The 24,035-nt window shown below is 61.1% G+C and carries 19 protein-coding genes and 1 riboswitch; of the genes, 5 read left to right on the forward strand and 14 right to left on the reverse strand.

The window, feature by feature from the left end:
- Positions 1–36 precede the first annotated feature (36 nt).
- On the reverse strand, positions 37–1,290 hold the full coding sequence (locus tag AOZ07_RS13485; protein WP_060702449.1) for a YibE/F family protein: 1,254 nt from the start codon (positions 1,288–1,290) through the stop codon (positions 37–39).
- A 135-nt stretch (positions 1,291–1,425) separates the two neighbouring features.
- Here AOZ07_RS13485 and AOZ07_RS13490 point away from each other — a divergent pair, with 135 nt between their 5' ends.
- A complete protein-coding gene (locus AOZ07_RS13490) occupies positions 1,426–2,598 on the forward strand; it encodes a CPBP family intramembrane glutamic endopeptidase (protein ID WP_084793263.1) in 1,173 nt (390 codons plus the stop codon).
- Positions 2,599–2,701: 103 nt separating this feature from the next.
- Here the strand turns inward: AOZ07_RS13490 and AOZ07_RS13495 are convergent, their stop codons facing one another.
- From AOZ07_RS13495 to AOZ07_RS13540, 10 genes are all read right to left on the reverse strand, one after another.
- Positions 2,702–3,757 (reverse strand): baeRF2 domain-containing protein, encoded by a 1,056-nt coding sequence (locus AOZ07_RS13495; protein ID WP_060702451.1) that lies wholly within the window; start codon positions 3,755–3,757, stop codon positions 2,702–2,704.
- Positions 3,758–3,972: 215 nt separating this feature from the next.
- Positions 3,973–5,082: an NADH:flavin oxidoreductase/NADH oxidase gene (locus AOZ07_RS13500; protein WP_060702452.1), complete on the reverse strand. Its 1,110-nt coding sequence runs from the start codon at positions 5,080–5,082 to the stop codon at positions 3,973–3,975.
- Between the two features lie 59 nt (positions 5,083–5,141).
- Positions 5,142–6,500, reverse strand: a complete 1,359-nt coding sequence (gene mgtE / locus AOZ07_RS13505) for a magnesium transporter (protein WP_060702453.1) — start codon at positions 6,498–6,500, stop codon at positions 5,142–5,144.
- 411 nt (positions 6,501–6,911) lie between these two features.
- Positions 6,912–8,321 carry an L-serine ammonia-lyase gene (locus AOZ07_RS13510; protein WP_060702454.1) on the reverse strand — a complete coding sequence of 470 codons (1,410 nt, stop codon included), beginning with the start codon at positions 8,319–8,321 and terminating at the stop codon, positions 6,912–6,914.
- Between the two features lie 186 nt (positions 8,322–8,507).
- Entirely contained in the window at positions 8,508–9,830 is a 1,323-nt protein-coding gene (gene glyA / locus AOZ07_RS13515; protein ID WP_060702455.1) for a serine hydroxymethyltransferase, read from the reverse strand.
- Complete coding sequence (gcvH, locus tag AOZ07_RS13520) at positions 9,830–10,210, reverse strand: glycine cleavage system protein GcvH (protein WP_060702456.1); 381 nt, start codon at positions 10,208–10,210, stop codon at positions 9,830–9,832. The genes glyA and gcvH overlap by 1 nt, the downstream gene beginning before the upstream one ends.
- A 60-nt stretch (positions 10,211–10,270) precedes the next feature.
- Positions 10,271–11,398 (reverse strand): glycine cleavage system aminomethyltransferase GcvT, encoded by a 1,128-nt coding sequence (gene gcvT / locus AOZ07_RS13525; protein WP_060702457.1) that lies wholly within the window; start codon positions 11,396–11,398, stop codon positions 10,271–10,273.
- A 12-nt stretch (positions 11,399–11,410) separates the two neighbouring features.
- Positions 11,411–14,257 carry an aminomethyl-transferring glycine dehydrogenase gene (gene gcvP / locus AOZ07_RS13530; RefSeq protein WP_194943675.1) on the reverse strand — a complete coding sequence of 949 codons (2,847 nt, stop codon included), beginning with the start codon at positions 14,255–14,257 and terminating at the stop codon, positions 11,411–11,413.
- A gap of 165 nt (positions 14,258–14,422) precedes the next feature.
- Positions 14,423–14,520: riboswitch (glycine riboswitch) on the reverse strand.
- Positions 14,521–14,621: 101 nt separating this feature from the next.
- On the reverse strand, positions 14,622–15,410 hold the full coding sequence (locus AOZ07_RS13535) for an SGNH/GDSL hydrolase family protein (RefSeq protein WP_335334221.1): 789 nt from the start codon (positions 15,408–15,410) through the stop codon (positions 14,622–14,624).
- A 48-nt stretch (positions 15,411–15,458) separates the two neighbouring features.
- On the reverse strand, positions 15,459–16,619 hold the full coding sequence (locus AOZ07_RS13540; RefSeq protein ID WP_060702459.1) for a serine hydrolase domain-containing protein: 1,161 nt from the start codon (positions 16,617–16,619) through the stop codon (positions 15,459–15,461).
- Between the two features lie 263 nt (positions 16,620–16,882).
- Here AOZ07_RS13540 and AOZ07_RS13545 point away from each other — a divergent pair, with 263 nt between their 5' ends.
- On the forward strand, positions 16,883–18,334 hold the full coding sequence (locus tag AOZ07_RS13545; protein WP_060702460.1) for an APC family permease: 1,452 nt from the start codon (positions 16,883–16,885) through the stop codon (positions 18,332–18,334).
- 77 nt (positions 18,335–18,411) lie between these two features.
- Here AOZ07_RS13545 and AOZ07_RS13550 read toward each other — a convergent pair whose 3' ends face one another.
- On the reverse strand, positions 18,412–19,335 hold the full coding sequence (locus tag AOZ07_RS13550) for an RNase H family protein (RefSeq protein WP_060702461.1): 924 nt from the start codon (positions 19,333–19,335) through the stop codon (positions 18,412–18,414).
- Between the two features lie 117 nt (positions 19,336–19,452).
- On the opposite strand from AOZ07_RS13550, the gene AOZ07_RS13555 reads away from it, so the two are divergent.
- Positions 19,453–19,758 carry a hypothetical protein gene (locus tag AOZ07_RS13555; protein WP_171919142.1) on the forward strand — a complete coding sequence of 102 codons (306 nt, stop codon included), beginning with the start codon at positions 19,453–19,455 and terminating at the stop codon, positions 19,756–19,758.
- Here AOZ07_RS13555 and AOZ07_RS13560 read toward each other — a convergent pair.
- Positions 19,755–20,876: a glutathione S-transferase C-terminal domain-containing protein gene (locus AOZ07_RS13560; RefSeq protein ID WP_060702463.1), complete on the reverse strand. Its 1,122-nt coding sequence runs from the start codon at positions 20,874–20,876 to the stop codon at positions 19,755–19,757. The genes AOZ07_RS13555 and AOZ07_RS13560 overlap by 4 nt on opposite strands.
- Before the next feature lie 204 nt (positions 20,877–21,080).
- Between AOZ07_RS13560 and AOZ07_RS13565 the strand changes: the two genes are divergently transcribed.
- Positions 21,081–21,566, forward strand: coding sequence for a MarR family winged helix-turn-helix transcriptional regulator (locus tag AOZ07_RS13565; protein ID WP_060702464.1), 486 nt, complete (start codon positions 21,081–21,083; stop codon positions 21,564–21,566).
- Here AOZ07_RS13565 and AOZ07_RS13570 read toward each other — a convergent pair.
- A complete protein-coding gene (locus AOZ07_RS13570) occupies positions 21,563–23,407 on the reverse strand; it encodes an ABC transporter ATP-binding protein (RefSeq protein ID WP_060702465.1) in 1,845 nt (614 codons plus the stop codon). The genes AOZ07_RS13565 and AOZ07_RS13570 overlap by 4 nt on opposite strands.
- Positions 23,408–23,510: 103 nt before the next feature.
- Here AOZ07_RS13570 and AOZ07_RS13575 point away from each other — a divergent pair, with 103 nt between their 5' ends.
- The gene (locus AOZ07_RS13575; protein WP_060702466.1) at positions 23,511–23,987 is read left to right on the forward strand and encodes a MarR family winged helix-turn-helix transcriptional regulator; all 477 of its coding nucleotides are present in this window, start codon (positions 23,511–23,513) and stop codon (positions 23,985–23,987) included.
- The last annotated feature ends 48 nt before the right edge of the window (positions 23,988–24,035 follow it).

Raw genomic sequence — 24,035 nt, forward strand, 5'->3', positions numbered from 1 at the left:
GAACAATTCTACATTACTTTTGAGAACCGTTCGCACCTAGGCGTCTGCGTTGGCGGCAAACAAGGATCGCTTGCCGTGTGCTCCGCCAGTACCGGTGGCCTTCACCACCATGACCGCTATGGCCGTGGTGACAGGAATAGCCAGTACCAAGCCAATAGAACCAATAAGTATCCGGATAACTTCCTCAGCCATCTCCCCTGAGCCCAGCGTCACACCGAATCCCTGGTTGCTCATCGCCGCAATGGCCAGGATTGGCAGCGCGGCCCCGGCGTATGCGAAGGCAATGGTGTAAACCGTTGAGGCAATGTGGTCCCGGCCAATGCGCATGCCGCGGAAGAACAGTTCCTTGGCCGAAGCCCTGGGCGAAGTTTCGGCCAGCTCCCATACCGTGGCGGACTGGGTGATGGTGACATCGTTGAGCACACCCATTCCGCCGACCAGCACGCCGCAGATCAGCAGGCCAGGCAGGGAAATTTGCGGCGCCACAGTAGACAAGGTCATTGCCGACTCGTCATTAGCGCCGGTCAGCGCCGCCGCGTCCGTCAGCCACAGCGCCAATGCCGCGGTCACTCCCAAGCCAAAGAGCGTCCCCAGCAGCGCCGTTGATGTCTTGGCATTCAAGCCATGGGCAAAATACAGCGCCACGAACATGATGGCCGTGGCACCGGTCAGGCCGACCACCACGGGATTCCCGCCCTCGATCAGCGCCGGGACCATGAAGAAGATCATGAACGCGATGCCGCCAACCAAGCCGATGACCGCTCGCGCACCACGCCACCCAGCCACCAGCACGACGACTATCCCGTAGGCAATAGCCAGCAGGGTCATGGGCAAGGTACGTACGAAGTCGACAAAGACGTAGGGACTGCCGCTGGTGGTATCTACCTTGGACAGGTCCAAATAGCGCAAGGCATCGCCGGGCCGGGCGTCCCGGGATTGCAGCATTTCAGGCGGAATTTCCATCTGGATTTCCGCCCCGCCTGACGCTGGCATGACGTAGGTGACCGTGCATTCCAAGGTCTTGCCGCCCACGTCTTCCAGCCCTTGGGACGAAGGACAGGTCTCAACACCGCTCCGGGTTACGGTGCCGGTCGCCATCGTGGCACCACCAGCGGTATCCATGGAGCCATCGAGGGCAAACTTGTTGTACGTTCCTTGGGGCCATAGGACGATGACCATGACCATTGCCAGCACGCCGATAGGCGCGAGCAATGCCCACAAGATGATCGAGGCACGGCGCCGTCGTTTGGGATCCTGCAATATCGGTTCGTCATGGTGATGGTGGCCCACTGGGTCTTTCTCCAAATCAATAAAGGCGAATCGTCTGCAACAAGTCTATGAGCACCACGGTGGCTACCTTGGGATGACCGATAAATCCTCCGCAAGGTTCATGTCGCAATGGGTGATCAGCGGGAGAATTGACCTATGAGCTCGCCACACTTTCTGCAGCCCCCTGCGCCCATAGCTGCCGGGGAACAAAGTTTTCCCTTCCACCGGCTAATGCGTCGAAACCATGATTACCGCTGGTGGCGCCCGCTGGCTTTTGCCGGAACCGGGCTGGGTTTTTTTGTAGCACTGTTCATCGTCGTCATGCTGATTATCTTCGTAGTGGCCCTGGTGAACCCCGCCAATTGGGCGGCTGATCCAAATGGCGCGCCAGACTCCCTCCTCACCGAGGCAGACCTGGACATGACCTCGCCCATCGATTTCACCATCACGATGGCGTCATTGATCATCATGATCCCCGCGGTATATCTGGCCTATCTATTGCTCGGCTCCAAGCCTGTCGGCCAGTTGATTTCCGTCGCTGGAAGATTGCGCTGGCGTTGGTTCGCAATGGCCCTCGGCACCAGTTCCCTCTTATTTGCTGCCTACTTCGCCCTGAGCTTCGGCCTGACGGCCGCCGGGGTGGGAGGGCAACCTGACATGGCTGCGGTCCAGGGTCCGGCTGATCCGCTCTTTTTCGCTCTCCTGGTCATTTTGCTGACACCATTTCAATGTGCTGCCGAGGAATTGGTGTTCCGTGGAGCATTGATGCAGATCATCGGCAGCTGGCTGAAGCACCCCCTTTTTGCCATTCTCCTGCCGGTGCCCTTGTTCACCTTTGGCCATCTCTACGACGTTTATGGCCTGCTGGATGTGACGGCGTTTGCCATCGCTGCCGGTTACCTCACCTGGCGCACCGGCGGCTTGGAAGCTGCAATGGCCATGCACATTATCAACAACACCTTCTTGTTCTTGCTCGGAGCAATGGGCCAGGTGGATTTGAATGCAACGTCATCCGGTCCGATGTCCTTGCTCTTCTCGGTCCTCTTCACGGCGCTGCTGACATTTGCCCTGGTCAAGCTGTCCAGCAAGAACGACGTCGCCCGCACCGCAGGGCCAATCCCGCCCATGACTCGGCCGCCGCTACTGCAGCCCTGGCCGATGGCCCAGCCGGTGCCTCACCCGCGCCAGGCTTATTGGGCGCCACCGATGGATCCGTCCGCACCGCAGGCCCAATCGCCTTACCCGCAGGACTATCCTCCGTCTCCCGGGTACCCGTCGACGCCTCCCGCTGATCCAGCTCATGGCGCTCCCGAGAATCATGATCGCTAAGCCACTGTTCTCCGGCTGAAAGCTGGGGCAGGTTCTGGCATGGCAATGGGCTCTTGACACGATTTTCCTCGTGGCAAGAGCCCAATTTCATATTATTGAGGGGTCAGGGCTTCGCCCAACGCAGCAGTGCAGCAATTCCTGCCCCGTCAGGTATGACCGAATCCGGGACATATCGAATAGTCGCATCCGTCAAAGCGGTGGCCCGCAAGAGCACTTCCGGTGCCGGCCACTCACCGGCAACCAATTCTGCGTGGTCATCCCCTTCTTGATGGGCAATCCAGGGCTCGGCACTCAGGGCACGCAAGGTGTGCTCGTCCTGGTATTGCCCGACAAGCACAGTTTCAGCCTGTGCCGACTGTAACGCTGTCACCACTTCCTCCAGGCCCACGGCCAAGAGCGAACGGCCGTTGCCTGACTGCGCCGCGACTTTCGCTTCCAGATCAGCCAGTGCCTTGGACTTCACGTCCTCGATAAGCTTGGCGACCCGGGCATCAACCTGTTTTGAATCAGCACCACCAGTTCTCGTGTGCGAATCGATGACTTCCACGTAATCCCGCAAGGCCACCGGCAATTGGGCAATGACCGCTTCGCGAGCCTTGATATCCCCGGAGATCACGATCAATCGAACGTAATTTTCCGCAGACATCTTTGTAATCAGCTCGGCGACTTCATCTGCGTTCCTGCGCACCATTTCGTCGGCAGCCGCCTGGGCCTTGGGCTGGTCGTATTCACCGGGCACCTTTCGAGCGTGGTGAATTTCCTCGGGCAGTCCAACGATGCCTTGGCTAGCGATGCGCTCAGGCGATGCCGTGTTATAAAGATGCACTTCGCCACCGTCCTTGCCCACTTCGGCGACCAGGTAAGAGAAGGAACCACCGCGAGCACGTGCCAATGCCGTGAAATTCGGGAAAGGTCCGACATCCACCGTTGGAGCCTGGACCTTGAGCCCGGGAATGATTTCATTGAGTACAACTTCGCCGTCATGGACAGCGACAAATCTTGCAACCGGTGCTCGCAGTCCTTCGGCAGGTTCCAACGCACCAATCAATGCTTGGATATCATCAGCCTGGGCCTGCTGGGACTTGAGCAATTTGGCGACATCCCCTGGAAGCCGATCAGCTGCTTCTTGAGCACCCGTCGTACCCAGTGAAGCATCCACGAGAGCCGTGCTCCATGATCCATTCCTTCGATAGAGCGAAGCGTCGATTCCATTAGAATCCGCGCGTAGTGCCATGCTGACTCCCTTCCGCACGCGACCCTTGGCCGCCTTGCGACTAGATCCGTGGGACTAACCTAACATCACTATTCAGTGGCTGGAAGAGGTAACCAGAAACTAACTTGTGATTGGAAAGAAATCAGCATGGCGGCAACAATTTACCAGCGGCCGCGCCAGTACTGCGGAGGGTGCGATTTCTCGGCGCCAAGCTGCTGGGCAGCATGGTTTGGCCACTGCGGATTGCCCAAGGCAGCGCGTCCAATGCTCACGCCGTCGGCCTGCCCTGAGACCACAATATGCTCAGCTTGGATGGCATCGGTGATAGCGCCTACGGCGGTGACAAATGCATCGTCCGGCAGTGCCTGCTTGACTGCCTGCGCCAGGGGCACCTGGTACCCCGGCCCCGTTGGCCCACGGAAGGGCCCGATGCCCGCGCTTGAGAGGTCAAATGCACGCACTCCGAGCTCATACAGTTCCCCGGCGAGTTTCACCGTGTCGGCAATGCCCCATCCGTCTTCCACCCAGTCTTCGCCTGAAAAACGAATGCCCAGCGGCTTATCTGCCGACCAAACGGCCGAGATCGCCTGGATGATTTCACGCAAGTATCGGGTGCGGTTCTCGTAGCTTCCGCCATATTCATCGGTGCGCTGATTGGTCAGTGGAGACAGGAACTGGTGGATCAGATAACCGTGCGCTGCGTGGATCTGGATGAGATCAAATCCGGCCGCATCAGCACGTTGTGCCGCTGCGGCCCAATCCTGGACGGACTCGGCGATCTGCTCCCGGCTCATGGCTGTAGCCGGCTTCAGGTCGAACAGCCCGCTCGGCGCGGACGTGAAGGTTTCCCAACCGCCGTCTTCGACACTGATGCTGCCCGAGAGTCCAGCTTCCTCCAGCTCTTTGAGCCATCCGTAGGTGGAGGCCTTCGCGCCGGCGTGGGCCAGCTGCACCCCGGCGGCAGCACCATGGGAGCGGATGTATTCGGTGATGGGCTTCCAGGCTTCGACCTGCTCGTCGTTCCATAATCCGGCGTCCCGGTCAGAGATCCGCCCCTCGGCAGCGACTGCCGTTGCCTCGGCGATGACAAGGGAAAAACCGCCGTGGGCCATGGATCCCAGATGCGCGAGGTGCCATGTGGTTGGCACTCCGTTGCGCTCGATGATGGAATATTGGCACATCGGTGGCAGAACCACGCGATTGCGCAGCTGGAGTCCTGTTCCGTTCTTGGCGGGGATGGTGACTGGGCTGAATAACTTGCTTTGTGGCATACCTAGTGTGACGTTGAGGTCGCCTGATTTATTCCGCCCAGCACCATCGAGCGCAAAGGTCACCGGCCCAGGACGAGTACTGCCACGGTGAGGTACACGATCAGCCCAGCAGCGTCCACGAAGGTGGAGATGAATGGGTTTGAGAAGACCGCCGGGTCGGCTTTGAAGAACTTACCGATAATCGGCATCGCTCCCCCAACGGCCGCCGCCACACTGCAAAGTGCCACGAGCGTTATCCCGATGATCAGGCCGACCTTCAGTTCAAAAACGACGCCGGCAATGAGGAAGGCAATAGCGCCCAAGCACACTCCCAGCATTGCCCCGATGCGCACTTCCCGGAAAATGACGCGGCCCAAGTCGCTCACGCGCACATCTCCCATGGCCAGGGCCCTTGTGACAGTGGTGGCCGCTTGGTTGCCTGTATTTCCGCCAATGCCAACGATCAGCGGGATGAACAAGCTGAGCACGACCATGGACTCCAAGGTCTGTTCGAAAGTGGCGAGCACTTGCACAGTAAGCGTGGCGCCGATGGCCAAGACCAGCAGCCAAACCACACGGGCTCGCACCAGCTTGCGCAGCGGAGTGCCAAGGTATGGGCGATACAAAGGCTCGGATCCAGCGCTGCGTGCGGTGCGTGATTCTTCGGCGTCTTCGAGCAGGTCGATGGCCTCGCCCAGCGGAAGCACGCCAATCAATCGTCCATCATTATCAAGCACCGGCATCAAGTCCAGATGGCGTTCGACAGCCCTGCGCGCTGCCTCGATGCCAGGCTCGGAGGCCTGTGCGGCAGGTACTTCCACGCTGAAGTCAGAGATGAGCTGCTCCCGAGGCTGTCCGAGCAGATCGGCCAGCCGCACCGCTCCGATGAACCGGCGGGTGCGATCAACCACCATGATGATGTGGCAGTGTTCCATCGTGCCCAGCTGAGGGATAATGCGATCCAGGGTCTGCCCGGCGGTGAGCTCCGGATGCGTGGAGAGGAAGTGGGCCGACATGACCCGCCCGGCGCTTGAATCCCGGTAGCCCAGCAGTACCCCGGTCGCTTGACGCTGCCGGGCGTCCAGGCCAGCAAGCAACTGCGTGGCAACGGTGGCCGGCAGCTCGTCAAGCAGCGCAACCCGGTCTGCGGGTTCCAACGCGGCGAATGCTTCAACGACCGACTCTTCCTGGAGCGTCTCGATGAGTTCTGCCTGTACTGGTGCATCGAGTTCTTGGAAGACTTCCAACGACCGCTCTTTGTCCAGCATGCGGTAAAGGATCGCAGCGTCGGTTGTCTTCAAGGCCTCAAATTGCTCGATGAGCTGCCCCAGCTTCAGTTCCCTGAGCAACGCGGCTAGGCGCTGGTATGCATCAGCTGCGAGGCAGGTGCGGATTTCCTGAGAAGTAGTTGAAAAGTCTACGTATTCGAAGGTGAACATAATGGTCGTCCCAACGGTTCGTTTGGCGCAATTTCAAGGCTCACAAGCAACTACTCACTGCTCCCCACCCGATAAATTGGGTGATAAATCAGTCAGTATTTGCGTGCGCAAATTTGCGCATGCCAAGGGTGGTTAGGCTGCGAACTCGCCGGACGCAGAGCTGTCCTAGATCAGGAAAATCAGCTGGCGCATGAAGAAAGGAACTGGTGAGCTCGCAGGTATATAGATCGACTAGAACTGCCGTCCATGAAGCTCACCTCCTGAAATTCCGAAGCATGGATTCATGCTGCGTGTATTGCCAGTTCTATCAGAAATCCGAGGCTGATAGCCAACAACAACGATGCATCTCACATTAAATGGCTTCGGGAGGCCGGATCAACCGGCCTCCCGAAAATAAAGCTCAGCTAGCGATTAGCATTCGACCACGTTGACGGCCAAACCGCCCATGGCCGTTTCCTTGTACTTATCGCTCATGTCCTTGCCAGTTTCGCGCATTGTGATGATGACTTCATCCAAGGTGACATGGTGCTCGCCGTCGCCCATCAGCGCCATCTTGGCAGCATTCACTGCCTTGGATGCAGCAATCGCATTGCGCTCGATGCATGGAATCTGGACCAGACCGCCAATGGGGTCACAGGTCAACCCGAGGTTGTGCTCCATGGCGATTTCCGCGGCGTTTTCCACCTGTGCCGGGGTGCCACCGAGAATTTCGGCGAGGCCGCCAGCGGCCATCGACGAGGCCGAGCCGACTTCGCCCTGGCAGCCAACTTCAGCGCCGGAGATCGAGGCCTGTTCCTTGTAGAGCACTCCCACTGCGCCGGCAGTGAGAAGGAAGCGCACTACGGCGTCGTTTCTTTCCTCTTCATTCCAGTACTTGGCACCTGGGGCATAGTGAGTGGCGTAGAACAGGACCGCTGGGATGATGCCGGCCGCGCCATTAGTCGGCGCAGTCACCACACGGCCGCCGGAAGCATTTTCCTCATTCACTGCCAAAGCGACAAGGTTGATCCATTCCTGCCAGTAGACAGGGTCGCGGTCCTTGTCTTCCTTGCGCAGGCGCTCATGCCATTCCGGCGCGCGGCGGCGCACCTTGAGCCCACCGGGCAGCACACCGGTACGTTCCAAGGCCGAGTCCTTGCAGTCCTCCATCACCTGATAGATGTGGACCAGTCCTGATCGGATTTCATCCTGGCTGCGGTAGGCCAATTCATTGGACATCATGATGTCGGCTATGGACTTGCCCGTGGCCTTCACATGCTCCAAAAGCTGGGCAGCAGTCGTGAATGGGTATGGCTGCTGTTGCAGCTTTTCTTCCAGATTCTTCTCGATGCGCTCTTCATCACCTTCACGCACGATGAAGCCGCCGCCGACCGAGAAGAAGGTTTCGTTGACCAGTTCATTGCCCTGTGAATCGAGGGCCACGAACTTCACTCCGTTGGTGTGGCGCGGCAGTACGGTCAACGGGTGTTGGACCATGTCATTGACGGAGTAGTTCAGGTCTTTGCGCTGACCTAGCTGCGCTCCCAACTGCAAGATTCCAGTGGCATCCATCTGCTCCAGGCGTTCATCAACCTGCGAAGGCAGCACCGTTTCGGGTTCAAATCCTTCAAGCCCCAGCATGATGGCAGTGAAAGTTCCGTGTCCGCGTCCGGTCGCGGCCAGTGAGCCGTAGACATCGACCCGGATATTATCCAGGGCATCCATCTTCTCTTCACGGATTACTTGGGCGATGAATGCGTGCGCCGCACGCATTGGCCCCACGGTGTGGCTGGACGAGGGTCCAATGCCAACCGAGAAAAGATCGAATACGCTTACCGCCATGGCGGGTCACATCCTTAGAACGTCGGCAATCCGGAGTGCTCACTCCGGAAAGATGGTGTGGTGTGCAAGAGGACATCCTTGCATCGGAACTTCCGCACAGCGTGGGGTGAACTTCTGCGGATGAAAGACTGCGGGCCCGAAAAGCGAATGTTTCCGCCTTCCGGGCCCCCACCTCACAAGATGGTGCTACTCGGAAACCTTGGCCAGGTCCGGATACAGCGGATGGGCTTCAGCCAGCTTCAGAACCCGGTCCTTCAGCTCCGGCAACACCGAGGTATTGCCCTCAGCACCAGCGATCAACGCCTGCGCGATGATCTCTGCAACCTCGGCGAAAGCCGCCTCGGAGAAGCCGCGGGTTGCCAGCGCCGGAGTACCGATGCGCAACCCCGAGGTCACCATCGGCGGACGAGGATCAAACGGCACCGCATTGCGGTTCACCGTGATCTCCACCTGCGCCAGCAAATCCTCGGCCTGCTGGCCATCCAACTCGGAATTGCGCAGGTCAACCAGAACCAGGTGCACATCAGTGCCACCAGTCAGCACGCTGATGCCCTTGGCCGCCACATCCTCCTGGGCCAGGCGCTCAGCAAGGATCTTCGCACCAGCCAAGGTGCGCTGCTGGCGCTCCTTGAACTCCTCGGACGCAGCGATCTTGAACGCCACCGCCTTGCCAGCAATCACGTGCTCCAGCGGGCCGCCCTGCTGGCCAGGGAACACCGCAGAGTTCAGCTTCTTCGCGATCTCGGCATCATTCGACAAGATGATGCCGCCACGAGGACCAGCCAAAGTCTTGTGGGTGGTCGAGGTGACCACGTGGGCGTAAGGCACAGGAGACGGATGCAAGCCGGCAGCGACCAGGCCAGCAAAGTGCGCCATGTCCACAAACAGGTAGGCGCCGACCTTGTCAGCGATCTCGCGGAAGCGCTTGAAGTCCAGCTGGCGCGGGTACGCCGACCAGCCGGCCACGATCATCTTCGGCTGGTGCTCGATGGCAAGGCGCTCGACCTCGTCCATGTCCACCACGTTGGTCTCTTCATTCACGCCGTAAGGCACGATGTTGAACAAGCGGCCGGAGAAGTTCAGCTTCATGCCGTGGGTCAGGTGCCCGCCGTGGGCCAGGTTCAACCCCAGCACGGTGTCGCCCGGGCGGACCAGCGCGTGGTAGACCGAGGCGTTGGCCTGGGCGCCGGAGTGCGGCTGGACGTTGGCGAAGTTCGCGCCGAACAGTTCCTTGATGCGCTCGATGGCCAGGGTCTCGATGACGTCGACTTCTTCGCAGCCGCCGTAGTAGCGGCGGCCAGGGTAGCCTTCGGCGTACTTGTTGGTCAGCACCGAGCCCTGGGCCTGCATGACGGCCTGGGCGGTGTGGTTCTCCGAGGCGATCATTTCCAGGCCGCGCTGCTGGCGGGCCAGTTCAGCGTCGATGCGCTGCGCTACCTCTGGGTCAAGGGCAGCCAGCGACTGGGTCAGCGATGCTGGTGCTAGGGATTCAAAAGTCGGGTTGCTCATTACTGGACGTCTCCACCGTTGGTGCTTGCGTAGTCTGCTGCCGACAGCAGCGGACCCTCTTCGGTCACTTCTACGGTGAACAGCCAGCCGGCACCGTAGGGATCTTCGTTCAGGATTGCGGGGTTGTCAACAGCCTCGTCGTTGATGGCAACTACCGTGCCGGTCACTGGCGAGTACAGGTCGGATACCGACTTGGTGGATTCCACCTCGCCGCAGGTTTCACCGGCGCTGACGGAATCGCCAACCTCTGGCAGGTCCACGTAGACCACGTCGCCCAGGGCGTCTGCAGCGATCTGGGTGATGCCGACCTTGGCTGGGGACGATGCATCGATCCACTCGTGCTCGGCCGAGTAGCGCAATGACGAAAGAACTTTACTCACGGTATTTCCTCTCCCAAGGGAATAAGCGGGCGTATGGCTTGGCCCTACTGATGTTTAACGTTACTTGGCTCGCGTGTAGAACGGCAGTTCGACGACGACAAATGGCAAAGTCTTACCGCGCAGATCTACTTCCAGCTCGGTGCCGACTTCGCTGAATTCCGCATCCACATACCCCAGGGCCACCGGGTAGCCGAGGGTCGGAGAAGGCTGTCCGGAGGTGATTTCACCAACAGTGGCCCCATCCTTCACGATGGCGTAGCCGCCGCGTCCCGCGCGCTTTCCCAGGCCCTTCAGGCCAACCAGCTTGCGTGCCGGGGTCTGCTCGCGCAGGGACTCCAGTGCCTTGCGGCCTACGAAGTCCTCTTCCTTCTTGAAGGAGACCACTGGGCCAAATCCCGCATCAAATGGGGTGCGATCCAGGCTCAGCTCGTTGCCGTACAGCGGCATGCCCGCTTCCAGGCGAAGCGAGTCGCGAGCGGCCAGGCCGCACGGAACCAATTCGTGGTCCGCGCCAACCGCGATGATCTTGGCCCACAGTTCGACGGCTTGTTCATTGTCGATGATCAATTCGAAGCCGTCTTCGCCGGTGTATCCTGTGCGCGCCAGCAGCACGTCGATACCGCCGAGCACCAGCTTGGCCGCAGCGTAATATTTCAGTTCTGTGACGCTCTGGGCGGTTTCGGCATCCGCTGCCAGTTTCGCGACAATCGCCTGCGCGTTGGGTCCCTGGACTGCGATCAGGCTCTGGCGGGCCGAGGCGTTATCCACCTGCACGTCGAATCCTGCAGCGCGCTCTTGAAGGGCCGCGGCCACAACCTCGGCGTTGCCGGCATTGGGCACCACGAGGAATTCTTCTTCTGCCAGGCGGTACACGATCAGGTCATCGATGATCTTGCCTTCGGCATCGAGGATCAGCGAGTACTTCGCCTTGCCCACCTTCATGATGGTGAAGTTGCCAGCCAGCGCGGTGTTGAGCGCGGTGCCGGCCTGCGGACCGGAAAGGTATACCTCGCCCATGTGGGACAGGTCGAACAGGCCAGCGGTGGAGCGCACGGCCTTGTGCTCGGCCAGTTCCGAACCGTACTTCAGCGGCATATCCCAGCCGCCGAAGTCGGTGAAGTTGGCGCCGAGCTCTGCGTGCTGGGCATGCAGGGCGGTGTGCTTGAGTTCTTGGGTAGTCTCAGTCATCTCAACGTCTTCCTAGTCTTCGAAGGCTTCAGGAGCCGGGCAGGAGCAGATCAGGTTTCGGTCGCCACCGGCGCCGTCGATGCGTCCGACGGCCGGGAAGTACTTGTCGGACTTCAGGCTGGCTACCGGGAAGGCGGCCTGCTCTACCGAGTACTTGCGGTCCCAGCCGCTATTGACCACAGCGGAGACCGTGTGCGGAGCGTTGCGCAGCGGGGACTGCTCGATGGTGTAGACCCCGGAGAGCACCTCTTCCATTTCCTGGCGGATGGTGATCATGGCTTCGATGAAGCGCTCGATCTCGCCCAGGTCCTCGGATTCGGTAGGCTCCACCATCAGGGTGCCGGCCACCGGGAAGGACAGGGTCGGTGCGTGGAAGCCGAAGTCGATCAGGCGCTTGGCCACATCTTCTGCGGTCACACCGGTCTTCGCGGTCAGCTCGCGCAGGTCCAGGATGCACTCGTGGGCAACCAGGCCCTTGTTGCCGGTGAACAGCACGGGGAAGTGCTCGTTCAGGCGCTTGGCAATGTAGTTGGCATTCAAGATGGCGTGCTTGGTGGCCTCGGTCAACCCTTCCCCGCCCATCATCGCGATGTAGGCCCAGGAGATCGGCAGGACGCCGGCCGAGCCGAAGGCGGTAGCCACTACCGGCACGCCGTCGCGCTCGGTGTAGGTGCCCGAGGCATCGCCTGGAAGGAATGGCAGCAGGTGCTCGCCCACGCCGATCGGGCCAACGCCCGGGCCGCCGCCGCCGTGCGGGATGCAGAAGGTCTTGTGCAGGTTCAGGTGGGAGACGTCTCCGCCGAACTTGCCCGGCTGGGCCAGGCCCACCATGGCGTTCATGTTGGCGCCGTCGATGTACACCTGTCCGCCGGCAGCGTGGATCTTGTCGCAGACCTCGCGCACATCGGCGTCGTAGACCCCGTGGGTGGATGGGTAGGTGATCATGATGGCCGAGAGGACGTCCTTGTTGGCCTCGATCTTGGCATCCAGGTCATTGGCGTCGATGGTGCCGTCGGCTGCGGTCTTCACGACCACGACCTTCATGCCGGCCAGCACTGCCGAGGCGGCGTTGGTGCCGTGGGCGGAAGCCGGGATGAGGCAGACATTGCGCTGTCCCTCGCCACGCGATGCGTGGTAGTCCGAGATGGCCAGCAGGCCCGCGTATTCGCCCTGCGAGCCGGCGTTTGGCTGGATGGAGACGCCAGCGTAGCCGGTGATCGCGGTCAGGCGGCCTTCCAGGTCGGTGATCAGCTCGCGCCAGCCCTCGGTCTGCTCGGCTGGTGCGTAAGGGTGGATGGAAGCGAACTCTGGCCAGGTGATGGATTCCATCTCGGCTGCGGAGTTCAGCTTCATGGTGCAAGAGCCCAGCGGGATCATGGTGCGGTCCAGCGCCAGGTCGCGGTCCGAGAGGCGGCGCAGGTAGCGCATCATCTGGGTCTCGGAGGAGATGGTGTTGAAGATCGGGTGGGTCATGAAGTCGCTGGTGCGCACCTGGCCTGCAGGGATCTCGAAACCTTCAGGAGCCGAGAGCTGCACGCCGAAGACCTCCAGCAGGGACTTCACAATGCCCGAGGTGGTGGTCTCATCGGTGGAGATGCCGACCTGGGTGTCGCTGACCTTGCGCAGGTTGATGCCCGCTTCGATGGCCTTGGCGATGGTTTCCCCGGCGTTCTCCACGTTCACCACGACGGTGTCGAAGAAGGTCTGCGAGGCCAGGGTGAATCCGCCGGCAACCAGCGAGCTGGCGATCACGCGGGCGTGGTTGTTGGCGCGCGATGCAATCTGCTTCAGGCCTGCTGGGCCGTGGTAGACGGCGTACATGGAGGCGCAGATGGCCAGCAATGCCTGGGCGGTGCAGATGTTGGAGGTGGCCTTCTCGCGGCGGATGTGCTGCTCGCGGGTCTGCAGGGCCAGGCGGTAGGCAGGAACTCCTGCGTCATCCACCGAAACGCCGACCAGGCGTCCTGGCATGGAGCGGGTCAGGCCATCGGCCACTGCCATGTAGGCTGCGTGCGGTCCGCCAAAGAACAGCGGCACGCCGAAGCGCTGGGTGTTGCCCACGGCGATGTCGGCGCCCTGCTCGCCCGGAGGGGTGATCATGGTCAGTGCCAGCAGATCGGCGATCACGGTAACCATGGCGCCGGCTTCCTTGGCGGCGGCGATGATGCCGGCGTGCTCAGAGATGGAGCCGTTGCTGCCTGGCTGCTGCAGCACGATGCCGGAGATGTCGCCTTCTGGCAGGCCTGCGGAGAGGTCAGCGACCTCGACTTCGAAGCCCAGCGCGTCGGCGCGGCCCTGCACGACCTTGATGGTCTGCGGGAAGATGTTGGAGTCCAGGACGGTCTTGCCCTTGGCCTTCTTCTTGTTGGCACGGCGCATCATCAGCACCGCTTCGGCGGCGGCTGAGGATTCGTCCAGCAGCGAGGCGTTGGCGATCGGCAGTCCGGTCAGGTCCATGACCATGGTCTGGAAGTTCAGCAGGGCTTCGAGGCGGCCCTGGGAGATTTCTGGCTGGTACGGGGTGTAGGCGGTGTACCAGGCCGGGTTTTCCACGATGTTGCGGCGGATCACCGCGGGGGTGATGGTGTCGTAGAAGCCCTGGCCGATCATCTGGGTCTTCATGACGTTCTTGGAGGCCAGGTCACGCAGGTGGGCCAGTGCTTGGGTTTCGCTCAGGGCGGCTGGGATATCCAGCACGGCGTCTTGGCGGATGTCTGCCGGAACGGCGGTGTCGATCAGGTCTTCGAGGCTGTTGTAGCCCAGAGTCTGAAGCATGGTGTCTACGTCGGAAGGACGCGGGCCGATATGGCGGGCAACGAATTCGCTATTCGTAGAAGCCGAAATCTGCGTGATGGTCATGGTGCTGGAGTCTCCACGGGGATCTGTCTTGGCGCATGCCAAAGGAAGGACGCTTTGCCTCCCCATCCCTGTTGCACTACCTGAGAGTTTTACGCGTCCGGCCAACTAAGCCGGGCGCTTGCACCTTCGGTGAACCGGTACTGGCCGGCTACTTTCCAGAGTTGCCTCGTGATGGCGGTACGGGGGCCTGAGAGTTTCCTGGGGAGGAATTGCTCCTACGGCGCCCGTCCATGGTGTGAACGGGACTCTCCCGCCATCCGTCTATGGCGCACGCTGCTGGTCACAGACCCGCAGCACACCACCATGTTACCTGCCGCGCGCGGAACATCAAAGACGCCTCGGCAGAAAAACCGTCACAAAACTTCTAGCTCGCCGGGAGGGCCAGCCGAACGTACTCTGGATACTTGGCTGACAAGGAGTCCCCGGAGGACGTTCCGGTCAGGCGGCGCTTGATCCACGGCACCAAATGCTCGGTGGCCCAGCCCAATTCTTCCTTGAGCTTCTCGCCGCGCGAGTTCATCGCCAGCTCGGGCAGCACCGGTGCCTGGATCTGTTCGGCCCAGTTGCCCTCGGCCACCTGTTCTTCGCCCAGGAGGTTGAGCACCTTGGAAGCCATCAGCGCATGGCCAAGCTCATTCATATGCAGGCGGTCGGCCGCCCAGTACCGCAGGTCCGAGAATTCCCGCCAGCGCCAGTAGTCGGCGATGATCGCGCCGTGCTTGTCGGCGATCTCGCGGACCTTCTCGTTATAGATGGCCGTGCGCGGGCGAGTCCTGGAAAACAGCGGGGACTCGACGGTATCAAAGCCGGTGAAGAGCATCACGGTGCAACCGGCCTCGGAAAAGCGGCGGACCATTCCCTCATAGCCGCGCATCAGCGCGTCCAAATCCGCGGTGGGCCGCAAAATGTCATTGCCGCCGGCGTAGATGCTCACCAGGTCCGGGGCCATGGACAGCCCCTGGTCCAGCTGCTGGTTGATCACCTGGCCAATTTTCTTGCCGCGCACCGCAAGGTTGGCATATTCCCAATCCCCCTGGGCGCTGAGCACTTCGGCAACTCGATCGGCCCATCCGCGCACCTGGTTTGGACGTTGTGCATCAACATCGCCGACGCCTTCGGTGAATGAATCACCCAATGCCAGAAACTTCTTCACTTCAATCCCACTTCGTCTTGCTGATGATTTTGCGTTGCGCCGTTGCGGCTAGCTGGATTTCGCCTTGGCGCCCTTGGCCAAGATGAGCTGGCGGCACAGCTGGCTCAATTGCACCCCGGTGGAGGTTTCCCTGGCGCCCTCGGTGCGCGAGGGGATAAACCCGAAGCCCAACTGGTAGGCCGGGTCCGCGAAGGCCAGGGAGGAGTTCGCCCCATCGTGCCCGTAGGCAAAAATCGAGCCGTAGTTGTTGCGCGCGGTGGCTTTCATGAATCCCAGTGCGAAGGCTTGCAGCAATCCATTGGTGCGGTCATGGCCGTAGACCAGCTCGGTGGACACTTGCGACCAGGTGTCTTCGCTGAGCAATCCGCGCGAAGCGCCGAGGGAAGGAACCGCACCGAAGGACGCCGCGTAGATGGCGGCCAGGCCCTGGGCGCTGGCTACGCCGCCCATGGAAGCCGGGCCAAGTTCGCGAACCTGCGCCGCATTGGCCAGCTCGTGCCAGTTGTACACCGGGCCGCTGTCCAGCGCGAACCCGGAGGAGGAGTTCACGGCGAGGCCCACCGGTGAGAAGGGGTCGAAAAATTCGGCGGGAGCTTCGGCGGCCGGCAAGACGTCGCGGTAGCGGGATTCCAGCGCGGGATCCTGCCCGATATAGGCATCGACTCCCAGCGGCTTGCGGATGCGCTCTTCAAAGATCTCCTTGAGTTCCTTGCCGGTGACCCTGCGAATCAGTTCTTCCATGAGCACCCCCATGGTGATGGCATGGTAGCCCACGATGTTCTGGCCCAGCGGCCAGATGCTTGGCATGGAGGCCAGGATCTTGGCGTATTCTGCCGAGTTCAGCAGCACCTGGCTGGGCACTCCCCCGGGAACGCCGAGGACGCCGGCCTGATGGCTGAGCACTTCGCCGACGCTCAGGGCATTTTTTCCGCCAGCGCCGAATTCCGGCCAGTAGCTGGCCATCGGCGCTGCGGGGTCGATCAGGCCATCCTGGACCAGCAGGGCAACGACCAGCGCGCCCAGACCCTTGGTGCAGGAGAAAACACAAGTCAGCGCATCCCCGGAAAGGTGCTCTCCCACGCTGTGGCTGAGCACCAGCTCGCCTCGGTGATATACGGCCAGCTGCGCCGAATAGTCCTCTTCTTCGGCAGCTCGCGCTTCAAGAGCCTGAGCCAACGGTGCGAAATCTTCGCTGATCACCGAGTCCATTTACATCCTTAAACTGCTTCTCGCTTTTCAACTAACCCTAGTCGGATTCCGCGCAATTCACGATTGGCGCCCCTGGGCATATCTACCAGCATATCCGTACGTCAAGTCACAGGTTTGCCGGCCATTTACCGCTTATCCCGCGATTCATACCGCTGAACTTGGGAAACTGTGAGCCAGCCCTGAAGACAGGTTGCCCGCTTTGGGTGCAGCCACTAAATTTGTCATGCTTGCCACCAATATTTGAAGGAGATGATCTCGATCGCATGACTGTGGATAGTGACACGCCAATACCCCAGAGCCAGGATGCAGAACTCAAGCGGGTGATCGGCCCCAAGCTGCTGCTATTCCTGATCATGGGCGATATCATCGGCGCTGGAATTTTTGCCATCACCGGCAAGGTTGCCGGACAGGTCGGCGGCGCAGCGTGGCTGCCATTCCTGGTCGCCTTCGCCATCGCAACCCTCACCGCTTTCAGCTACCTGGAGCTGGTGACCAAATACCCGCACGCCGCCGGCGCCGCGCTGTATGTGCACAAGGCCTTCGGCATCCATTTTGTCACCTTTATCGTGGCCTTCACCGTGGCTTGCTCTGGCATTACCAGTGCTGCCACGTCGGCAACCCTGGTGGGGCAAAACCTGCTGATCGGTTTCGGCCAATTCATTGACGGTGTGCCCACGACCCCGCAGGCGGGCATGTGGGCGGCCATTGTCATCATCGTTCTCCTTGCGCTGATCAACCTGCGCGGTGTGGGCGAGAGCGTGAAGTTCAATCTGGTGCTGACCATCGTTTCGCTGGCCATCATGGCAGTGATTATCGGCATTGGCTTCGCAGTTATCGCTTCGGGCCAGGGCGACGTGAGCCGCCTGGTGGTCTTCGAGACCCCTTCGGATCGCAGCCTCTTCGCCGCAGTGACCATGGGCACGGCCATCGCGTTCTTCGCCATGGTGGGCTTCGAGGACTCGGTCAACCTGGTGGAAGAGACGAAAAACCCGAACAAGATCTTCCCGAAGATCATGCTCATCAGCCTGGGCTTGTGCGCCGTGATCTACATGCTTGTGGCCATCACCGTCATCATGGTGATCCCCACCGGCGACCTGCTGAACCCGAAGAACCCGGATGCCGGCATTCTGCTGGACGTGGTGCGCATCGGCGCACCGAACATTCCCATCGATACCATCTTCCCGTTCGTGACGGTCTTTGCGGTGGTCAATACGGCGCTGATGAACATGCTCATGGCAAGCCGCCTGCTCTACGGCATGGCGCGCCAGGGCGTGCTGCCGCAGTTCCTGGGCAAGGTGCACTCCACCCGCCGCTCCCCTTGGGTAGCCATCCTGTTCAGCACCGCCCTGGCCATCGCCTTGGTGGCTTATGTGAACCTGGACAGCGAGAACGGCATTGTCGGTTCCCTGGGCGGCACCACTGCGCTGCTGTTGCTGTGCGTCTTCGCGGTAGTGAACATTTCGCTGCTGGTGCTGCGCCGCGAGAAGGCACCGGACGATGCGTTCCGCGCACCGACCATCATCCCGATTCTTGGCGTGGCCTTCTGCTTGTTCCTCGCTGGCCCTTGGGCGCGTTCGCGTGCTGACTGGGTGCAGTATGAGATCGCGGGCCTGCTGCTGGTCATCGGCGTGGCTCTATGGGCCCTGACCTGGCTGATCAACCGCGTCAATTACAAGAAGGGCATCATCGAGACCCGCCCTGGCGACTACAAATAAATAGTCTGGGCAAAAACATGGTCTATCGGGAATTTCCCGATAGACCATGTTTTTTGCCCTATGCCCGGCGGCAGGACCTAGGCTGGCTGCTCGATGGTTTCCTGCCGGAAGCGAAGCTTCCAGCCGCTGGCACCTAGCTGCCACCACGAAGAGACAATGAGCGTCCCGGTGTCGGCTGGCTTCATCCGGTAGGCCAGCAGCACCATTTCCCCGCTGATCTGGCGGGTGGCCAGGACCTGCATCTGGCCGGTGCCCGGGAGGGAAGATCCGGCGCTCAAGAGCGATCCGATCGTCGCGACATCAAGCAGGCCGCCATGCCGGGTCACTTCTTGGTAGCTGGGGTGCAGGAAATCCTTGAGCTCGGTGAAACTGGACCGGATCTGCGGGTCGAGGAAGCCGAGTTCAAGTTCGTAGACCGTGGCCGCGAAGTCGGCGCCCGGCTCCGCGTGCACCTGGGCGGCGATCGGAACTTCCGGTTCCGCCGGAACCGGTGGCGCAGCGGCGGTGCCGCCTGCGGCTGCTGCCGGGCGTGCACCACCGGCGTAGCCGGGTCCAGCATCCACAGCGGTGCCCTGCTGATGCGCCGTCGCTGCCGCCCGGGCGCGGTCATCGGCGGCTTCGTTCAGCTCATGGCCGGCGTGCCCCTTGACCCATTCAAAGGTGTACTTCCGCCCTTGGATCGCGGCATCAAGTTCCTTGAGGATGTCCTGGTTGAGGACTTGTTTGCCATCGGCTTTTTTCCAGCCGCGCTTTTTCCATCCGGGCATCCATTTGCTGATGCAGTTGATGGCATACTGCGAATCGCAGAGGATCTTCAGCTCTTCATCCGGCAGGTGCGCGGTGGAACGGAAGAGCTCGAGGACAGCTTGGAGCTCGCCCATGTTGTTGGTTCCATGGTCCCAGCCGCCAGCGGCCCAGTTCGCTTCGTCCACGTACCAGGCCCAACCGGCCGGCCCGGGGTTGCCGAGGGCGGATCCATCTGCAGCAGCAATGATCGTCATGGTTTAATCCTGCCACGCGCCGGGCCTGGCTCCGGCTCTTGGATTGGGCCATGTCGCCGCGAGATCTATGGCGTTGTTCGCACTTCATCTTGCCGTGCACTGGCTACCATGGGTGGCGTGAAGAAAATCTTGCCCCTCTTGGCGGCCACCACCCTGCTATTGGCCGCGTGCTCGGCGTCTTCGACTGATCAGTTCAGGGAGCAGGACCCAGAAGGCTATGCGGCCTGCATCCATTTTGGCGGCGGGCTTGACGCGCCCCAGGGGGTTGGAGAAACCAATATGCAAAAGGCCGCAGCCCATGGCGCGCAATCCGCAACCGTGCAATTGCGCGAGGCGGTTGATCTCCGGGAGCCGCAAACCCCTGAGATCACGGATCTTGAAGGATTCAAGAAGGCCTGTGAAGCCCAGGGGTTTGACTACTAGCCTGCCAGTTCGGCAGGGTACAGCGGATTGTGCCCGGACTGGACGCGCTCTTGCGGGCGCACCGGCGCCGGGGCCGTGCCTTCTAGCCACGGGCCCTGGTCGGCCAAGCGCTCGCGTTCTGGCGCTTCCAGCCAGTTCTCCAGGACCGGCCCCTTGGGGATGATCTGGGTGGGGTTGATATCTTCGTGGACCACATAGTAGTGGGCCTTGATCTGCTCGAAGTCGATGGTGTCGCCAAAGCCGGGAGTCTGGAACAAATCCCGTGCATAGCCCCAGAGGTTCGGCATTTCGATGAGCTTGTTCCGGTTGGTTTTGAAGTGCCCGTGGTACACCGGATCGAATCGAACCAGGGTGGTGAAGAGCCGGACATCTGCCTCGGTAATGTGGTCGCCCATGAGGAAGCGGCGGGTGGAAAGGCGCTCTTCAAGGAAATCCAAGGTGGCAAACAGCCGGTCATAGGCATCGTTGTAGGCGCTTTGGCTGCCCGCGAAGCCGGCGCGGTAGACGCCGTTATTGACCTCGGTGAAGATGCGCTTGATCAGCGGGAGCATCTCCTCCAGCTGGTCCTGCGGTATCAGGTTGGGCGCGCCTTCGCGATGGAATTCTTTCCATTGGGTGGACAGGTCCCAGGTGATTTGCGGGTAGTCATTGGTGACGACCGCCCCGGTGGGAATGTCCACGATAGCCGGCACGGTGATGCCCCGCGGGTAGTCGGCAAAGCGCTTGAAGTAGTTCTCTTGAATGCGCTCGGTGCCAAGGACCGGGTCTTTCCCGCTGGGGTCCAGGTCAAAGGTCCAGCTGCGGGCATCGTGCGTGGGGCCGGGCAGTCCGACAGACAGCGCGTCTTCCAGGCCAAGTATTCGGCGAACAATCAGCGTGCGGTTGGCCCATGGGCAGGCGCGAGCCGCGACTAGCCGGTAGCGTCCGGCTTCCACCGGCCAGAGCTGGGCGCCTTCGCTGACGCCGGCGTACGGGTGGCCGATCTTGCTGTTGTTGTGCTCGCTGCCGTAATTTGCCGGGTTCGCATCGGCCACGATCCGGTCTTGGATGTAATTGGTATCCCGGGTGAATTCCCCGCCGGTGACATAGGCACCCTTGGTTGAATATTCCTCGCTCATCTTTTCCCTCCACAGTCCGTCGTGCCAATCAAGATTGCGCGCTCCCCTATCGACACTATGGCAAGCGGCAGCAATTGAACATGGCAGCGAGATCAGATATCTGATTGACGCGTCACCATATATTGCAAAATTAAACTTTACACGAGATGATTGATGCGTCAACAAAATTTGCTGATCTGCAAGATTTCAAAAGGGTGAAGAAAAATGACGAGCGATGAGACCCGCTGGCTGTCCGAGAGCGAGCAGGACCTCTGGAGAACCATCCGCGAATTCCTCTGGCTATTCCCCAGCGCCATGGATCGCCAGCTGATGCGCGATTCCCAAATGCAGTCCGGGGAGTACTCGGTCCTGGCCGTGCTTTCCGAAGCAGCCGAACCCAGTTTACGTCCCGCGGACGTCGCCGAGGCACTGCGCTGGGATCGCTCACGCCTCTCCCACCTCTTGCGCCGCATGGAAGCCAAGGGCCTGATCAGCCGCTGCTCCGATGAGACCGACCGCCGCGGCCATCAAATTGCGCTGACCGAGCAGGGCCAGGCAACCATCGAAAACGCGGCACCAAGCCACGTGACCTTTGTGCGCGAAACCCTCTTTGATTCACTGGACGCCGCCGAACGCCGCGCTCTGGAGACCGCATTGCCCAAGATTCTTGAATCGATCGAGCAGCAGGGGCTCAAGGACTCCAGCTGCTAGCTTGCCCGCGAGGCCAGCTCGCTGTTCTGGACCAAGCGGGCGAAACGCCCACCAAGGGACACCAGCTCGTCAAAGGTTCCGGCCTCTGCGATCTTCCCGCCATCAAGCACCACAATATGATCCGCACGCATCACCGTGCTCAACCGGTGGGCAATCAGCAACGTGGTTCGACCCGCGGCCAGCTCATCCAATGCCTGCTGGACCAAAGCCTCGGTGACCGTATCCAACGCGCTGGTGGCTTCATCGAGCACCAGGACCTTGGGTTCTCGCAGCATGGTGCGGGCAATGGCCAGGCGCTGCTGCTCGCCGCCGGAGAACCGGTGGCCCCGCTGCCCCACTTCGGTCTCAATGCCCAGGGGCAAGCTGCGAATCAGCTCGGCAATCTGCGCCGATTCCAGGGCATGCCACAACTGCTCCTCGGTCGCCTCCGGCGCAGCCCACAACAGGTTGGCCCGGACCGTATCGTGCAACAAGTAGCTTTCCTGGACAACAACGGAAACCGCACTGGCGATGCCCTGCGGGTCGTATTCCCTCAGGTCCACCCCGTCAAGCAGCACCTGCCCAGAGGTTGGATCAAGCAGGCGAGGCAAGAGGGAGCCGAGCGTCGACTTTCCCGAGCCAGTAGCTCCCACCACTGCCGTCATGGTGCCAGCCTTGAGTGTCAGATTCAACTGGTCCAGGGTTGGCTTATGCGCCTGGGGGTAGCGGAAACTCACATCACGCAGCTGGATCTCGCCGCTCATCCGCTGGAGCTCCACCGTCTTTGGCTCAGCGGCCACCGGGAGTTCTTGATCCGCATCCAGGTATTCGAAGACGCGGCTGAACAGCGCCATCGCGGATACCCACTGCACCGAGAGCTGCATGAGCCCCATGACCGGGCGGAAGATCCCGGCCTGCAGCCCCGTGAAGGCCACCAGCGTTCCGATGCTCATGCCATCACCGGTCACCGGCAGGCCAGCAGCCAAATAGAGCGCCGCCGGAATGGCTGCGAAGATGATGCTCATGGTGGCCATGCGCCAGCGACCAGCTAGTGCGCTTTTCATTTCAAGATCAATGAGCCTGTGGCTGGAACCTGCGAATGCCTGGGCATCCGCGGGACCGGTGCCCATGATCTTGGAGAGGCGAACGCCGGAAATGCTCAGGCGCTCTTCAATGAGTGATGCCAGGTTCGACATCTCGCGCTGGCGCTTGCCGGTGACCGCTCGACGCAATTTCGCGGTTTGCTTGGCCAGCAAGATGGCCGGCGGGAAGACAACCAGCGAAATCAGGCTCAGCTTCCAGGAAATTGCCACCATGGCCACGGCCGTAGCCACCACGCTGGTCAAGTTCGAGGCGATGCTCGTTGCCGAGTTGGTGATCACCGACTGCATCTGCCCGACGTCATTGATCAGCCGGGATTGCACGTCGCCGGATCGCGAGTTGGTGAAAAATCCCAGCGATTGCTTTTGCAGGTGCGTGAAGAGCCCGGTTCGCAACCGGTGCATCACGCGCTGCCCCATCAGGGTGGCTCGCCAGGTCTGCAAAACCTCCAGCACCGCGGTGGCCAGGGCAATCGCGACCAGTCCCCCGGCACCAAGCACCAAGAAACGGATATTGGACTGGGGAATCGCGACATCTATCAGCTCACGGACAATGAAGGGCTGTGCCAAGCCGATGATGGACGAGGCTGCAATCAGCAGCACCACAGCAAGGACAGATCCCAAGTGCGGGCGGAACAGTGCCGCTACGCGCTGAAGCGACACCGGATGCTCGGCCAGCCATTGCCTGTCCTGGACGGCATTTTTCATTCGGCCTCCGCCGGCCGGCCCACCGGGATGTCCAGGCATTGAATTCACGCTCATCGGCCCTCCTCCATCATTCTCTTCCCCCAAAGAATAACAGAGGTAACCTCACTATGTGGTTCCATCTTGAAATTGTTCTGAAGAACACACTATTCTTGAAACCATGCTGAACGAAGAGTCCAAGCCTGACTTGGCAGATCTTTTCCTCCGCGCTTCACGCGTTATCCGGGGCCGCTGGAGGGAAGGGTTGATCCCCTTGGGAATCACCCCGCACCAGTCACGGGTGCTGACCCTGCTGGGGCATGCCGAGTCCGAGGGCTTGCGCAATTCCCAGCTTGCCGAGCGGCTGCATATCGCAGCGCGCTCCACCACCGAGGTAGTCGACCAGCTGGAGGCCAAGCAGCTGGTGATCCGCACCCCGGATCCTGCAGACCGCCGCGCAACGCTGATCGCATTAAGTCCCAGTGGCCGTGCACAGCTGGGCGAGATGTCCCGGCTTCGCAGGGAAAGCATGGAAGGGTACTTCGAAAAGCTTTCGCCGCCGGACCGCGAAGAACTCGCGAGGCTGCTGGAAATCCTCGACCGGGACAATCCGCGGCCGGCACGCTCGGCGTGCAAGGAGCCAGGGCCCGCACACTGAATTCCGCTTTAAAGGGCCACGGCCCGGACAACCGCTGCGTGGTTATCC

Origin of the sequence: Glutamicibacter halophytocola, from assembly GCF_001302565.1 — a bacterium.
In the GTDB taxonomy this organism is placed as follows: domain Bacteria; phylum Actinomycetota; class Actinomycetes; order Actinomycetales; family Micrococcaceae; genus Glutamicibacter; species Glutamicibacter halophytocola.

Excerpts from the sequence above, each read along its gene's own strand:
- AOZ07_RS13570 (WP_060702465.1), bottom strand. The coding sequence starts at position 23,407 with ATGAGCGTGAATTCAATGCCTGGACATCCCGGTGGGCCGGCCGGCGGA.
- AOZ07_RS13545 (WP_060702460.1), top strand. The coding sequence starts at position 16,883 with ATGACTGTGGATAGTGACACGCCAATACCCCAGAGCCAGGATGCAGAA.
- glyA (WP_060702455.1), bottom strand. The coding sequence starts at position 9,830 with ATGAGCAACCCGACTTTTGAATCCCTAGCACCAGCATCGCTGACCCAG.
- AOZ07_RS13575 (WP_060702466.1), top strand. The coding sequence starts at position 23,511 with ATGCTGAACGAAGAGTCCAAGCCTGACTTGGCAGATCTTTTCCTCCGC.
- AOZ07_RS13500 (WP_060702452.1), bottom strand. The coding sequence starts at position 5,082 with ATGCCACAAAGCAAGTTATTCAGCCCAGTCACCATCCCCGCCAAGAAC.
- gcvP (WP_194943675.1), bottom strand. The coding sequence starts at position 14,257 with ATGACCATCACGCAGATTTCGGCTTCTACGAATAGCGAATTCGTTGCC.
- AOZ07_RS13510 (WP_060702454.1), bottom strand. The coding sequence starts at position 8,321 with ATGGCGGTAAGCGTATTCGATCTTTTCTCGGTTGGCATTGGACCCTCG.
- AOZ07_RS13565 (WP_060702464.1), top strand. The coding sequence starts at position 21,081 with ATGACGAGCGATGAGACCCGCTGGCTGTCCGAGAGCGAGCAGGACCTC.
- AOZ07_RS13560 (WP_060702463.1), bottom strand. The coding sequence starts at position 20,876 with ATGAGCGAGGAATATTCAACCAAGGGTGCCTATGTCACCGGCGGGGAA.
- AOZ07_RS13550 (WP_060702461.1), bottom strand. The coding sequence starts at position 19,335 with ATGACGATCATTGCTGCTGCAGATGGATCCGCCCTCGGCAACCCCGGG.
- mgtE (WP_060702453.1), bottom strand. The coding sequence starts at position 6,500 with ATGTTCACCTTCGAATACGTAGACTTTTCAACTACTTCTCAGGAAATC.
- AOZ07_RS13540 (WP_060702459.1), bottom strand. The coding sequence starts at position 16,619 with ATGGACTCGGTGATCAGCGAAGATTTCGCACCGTTGGCTCAGGCTCTT.
- gcvT (WP_060702457.1), bottom strand. The coding sequence starts at position 11,398 with ATGACTGAGACTACCCAAGAACTCAAGCACACCGCCCTGCATGCCCAG.
- AOZ07_RS13490 (WP_084793263.1), top strand. The coding sequence starts at position 1,426 with ATGAGCTCGCCACACTTTCTGCAGCCCCCTGCGCCCATAGCTGCCGGG.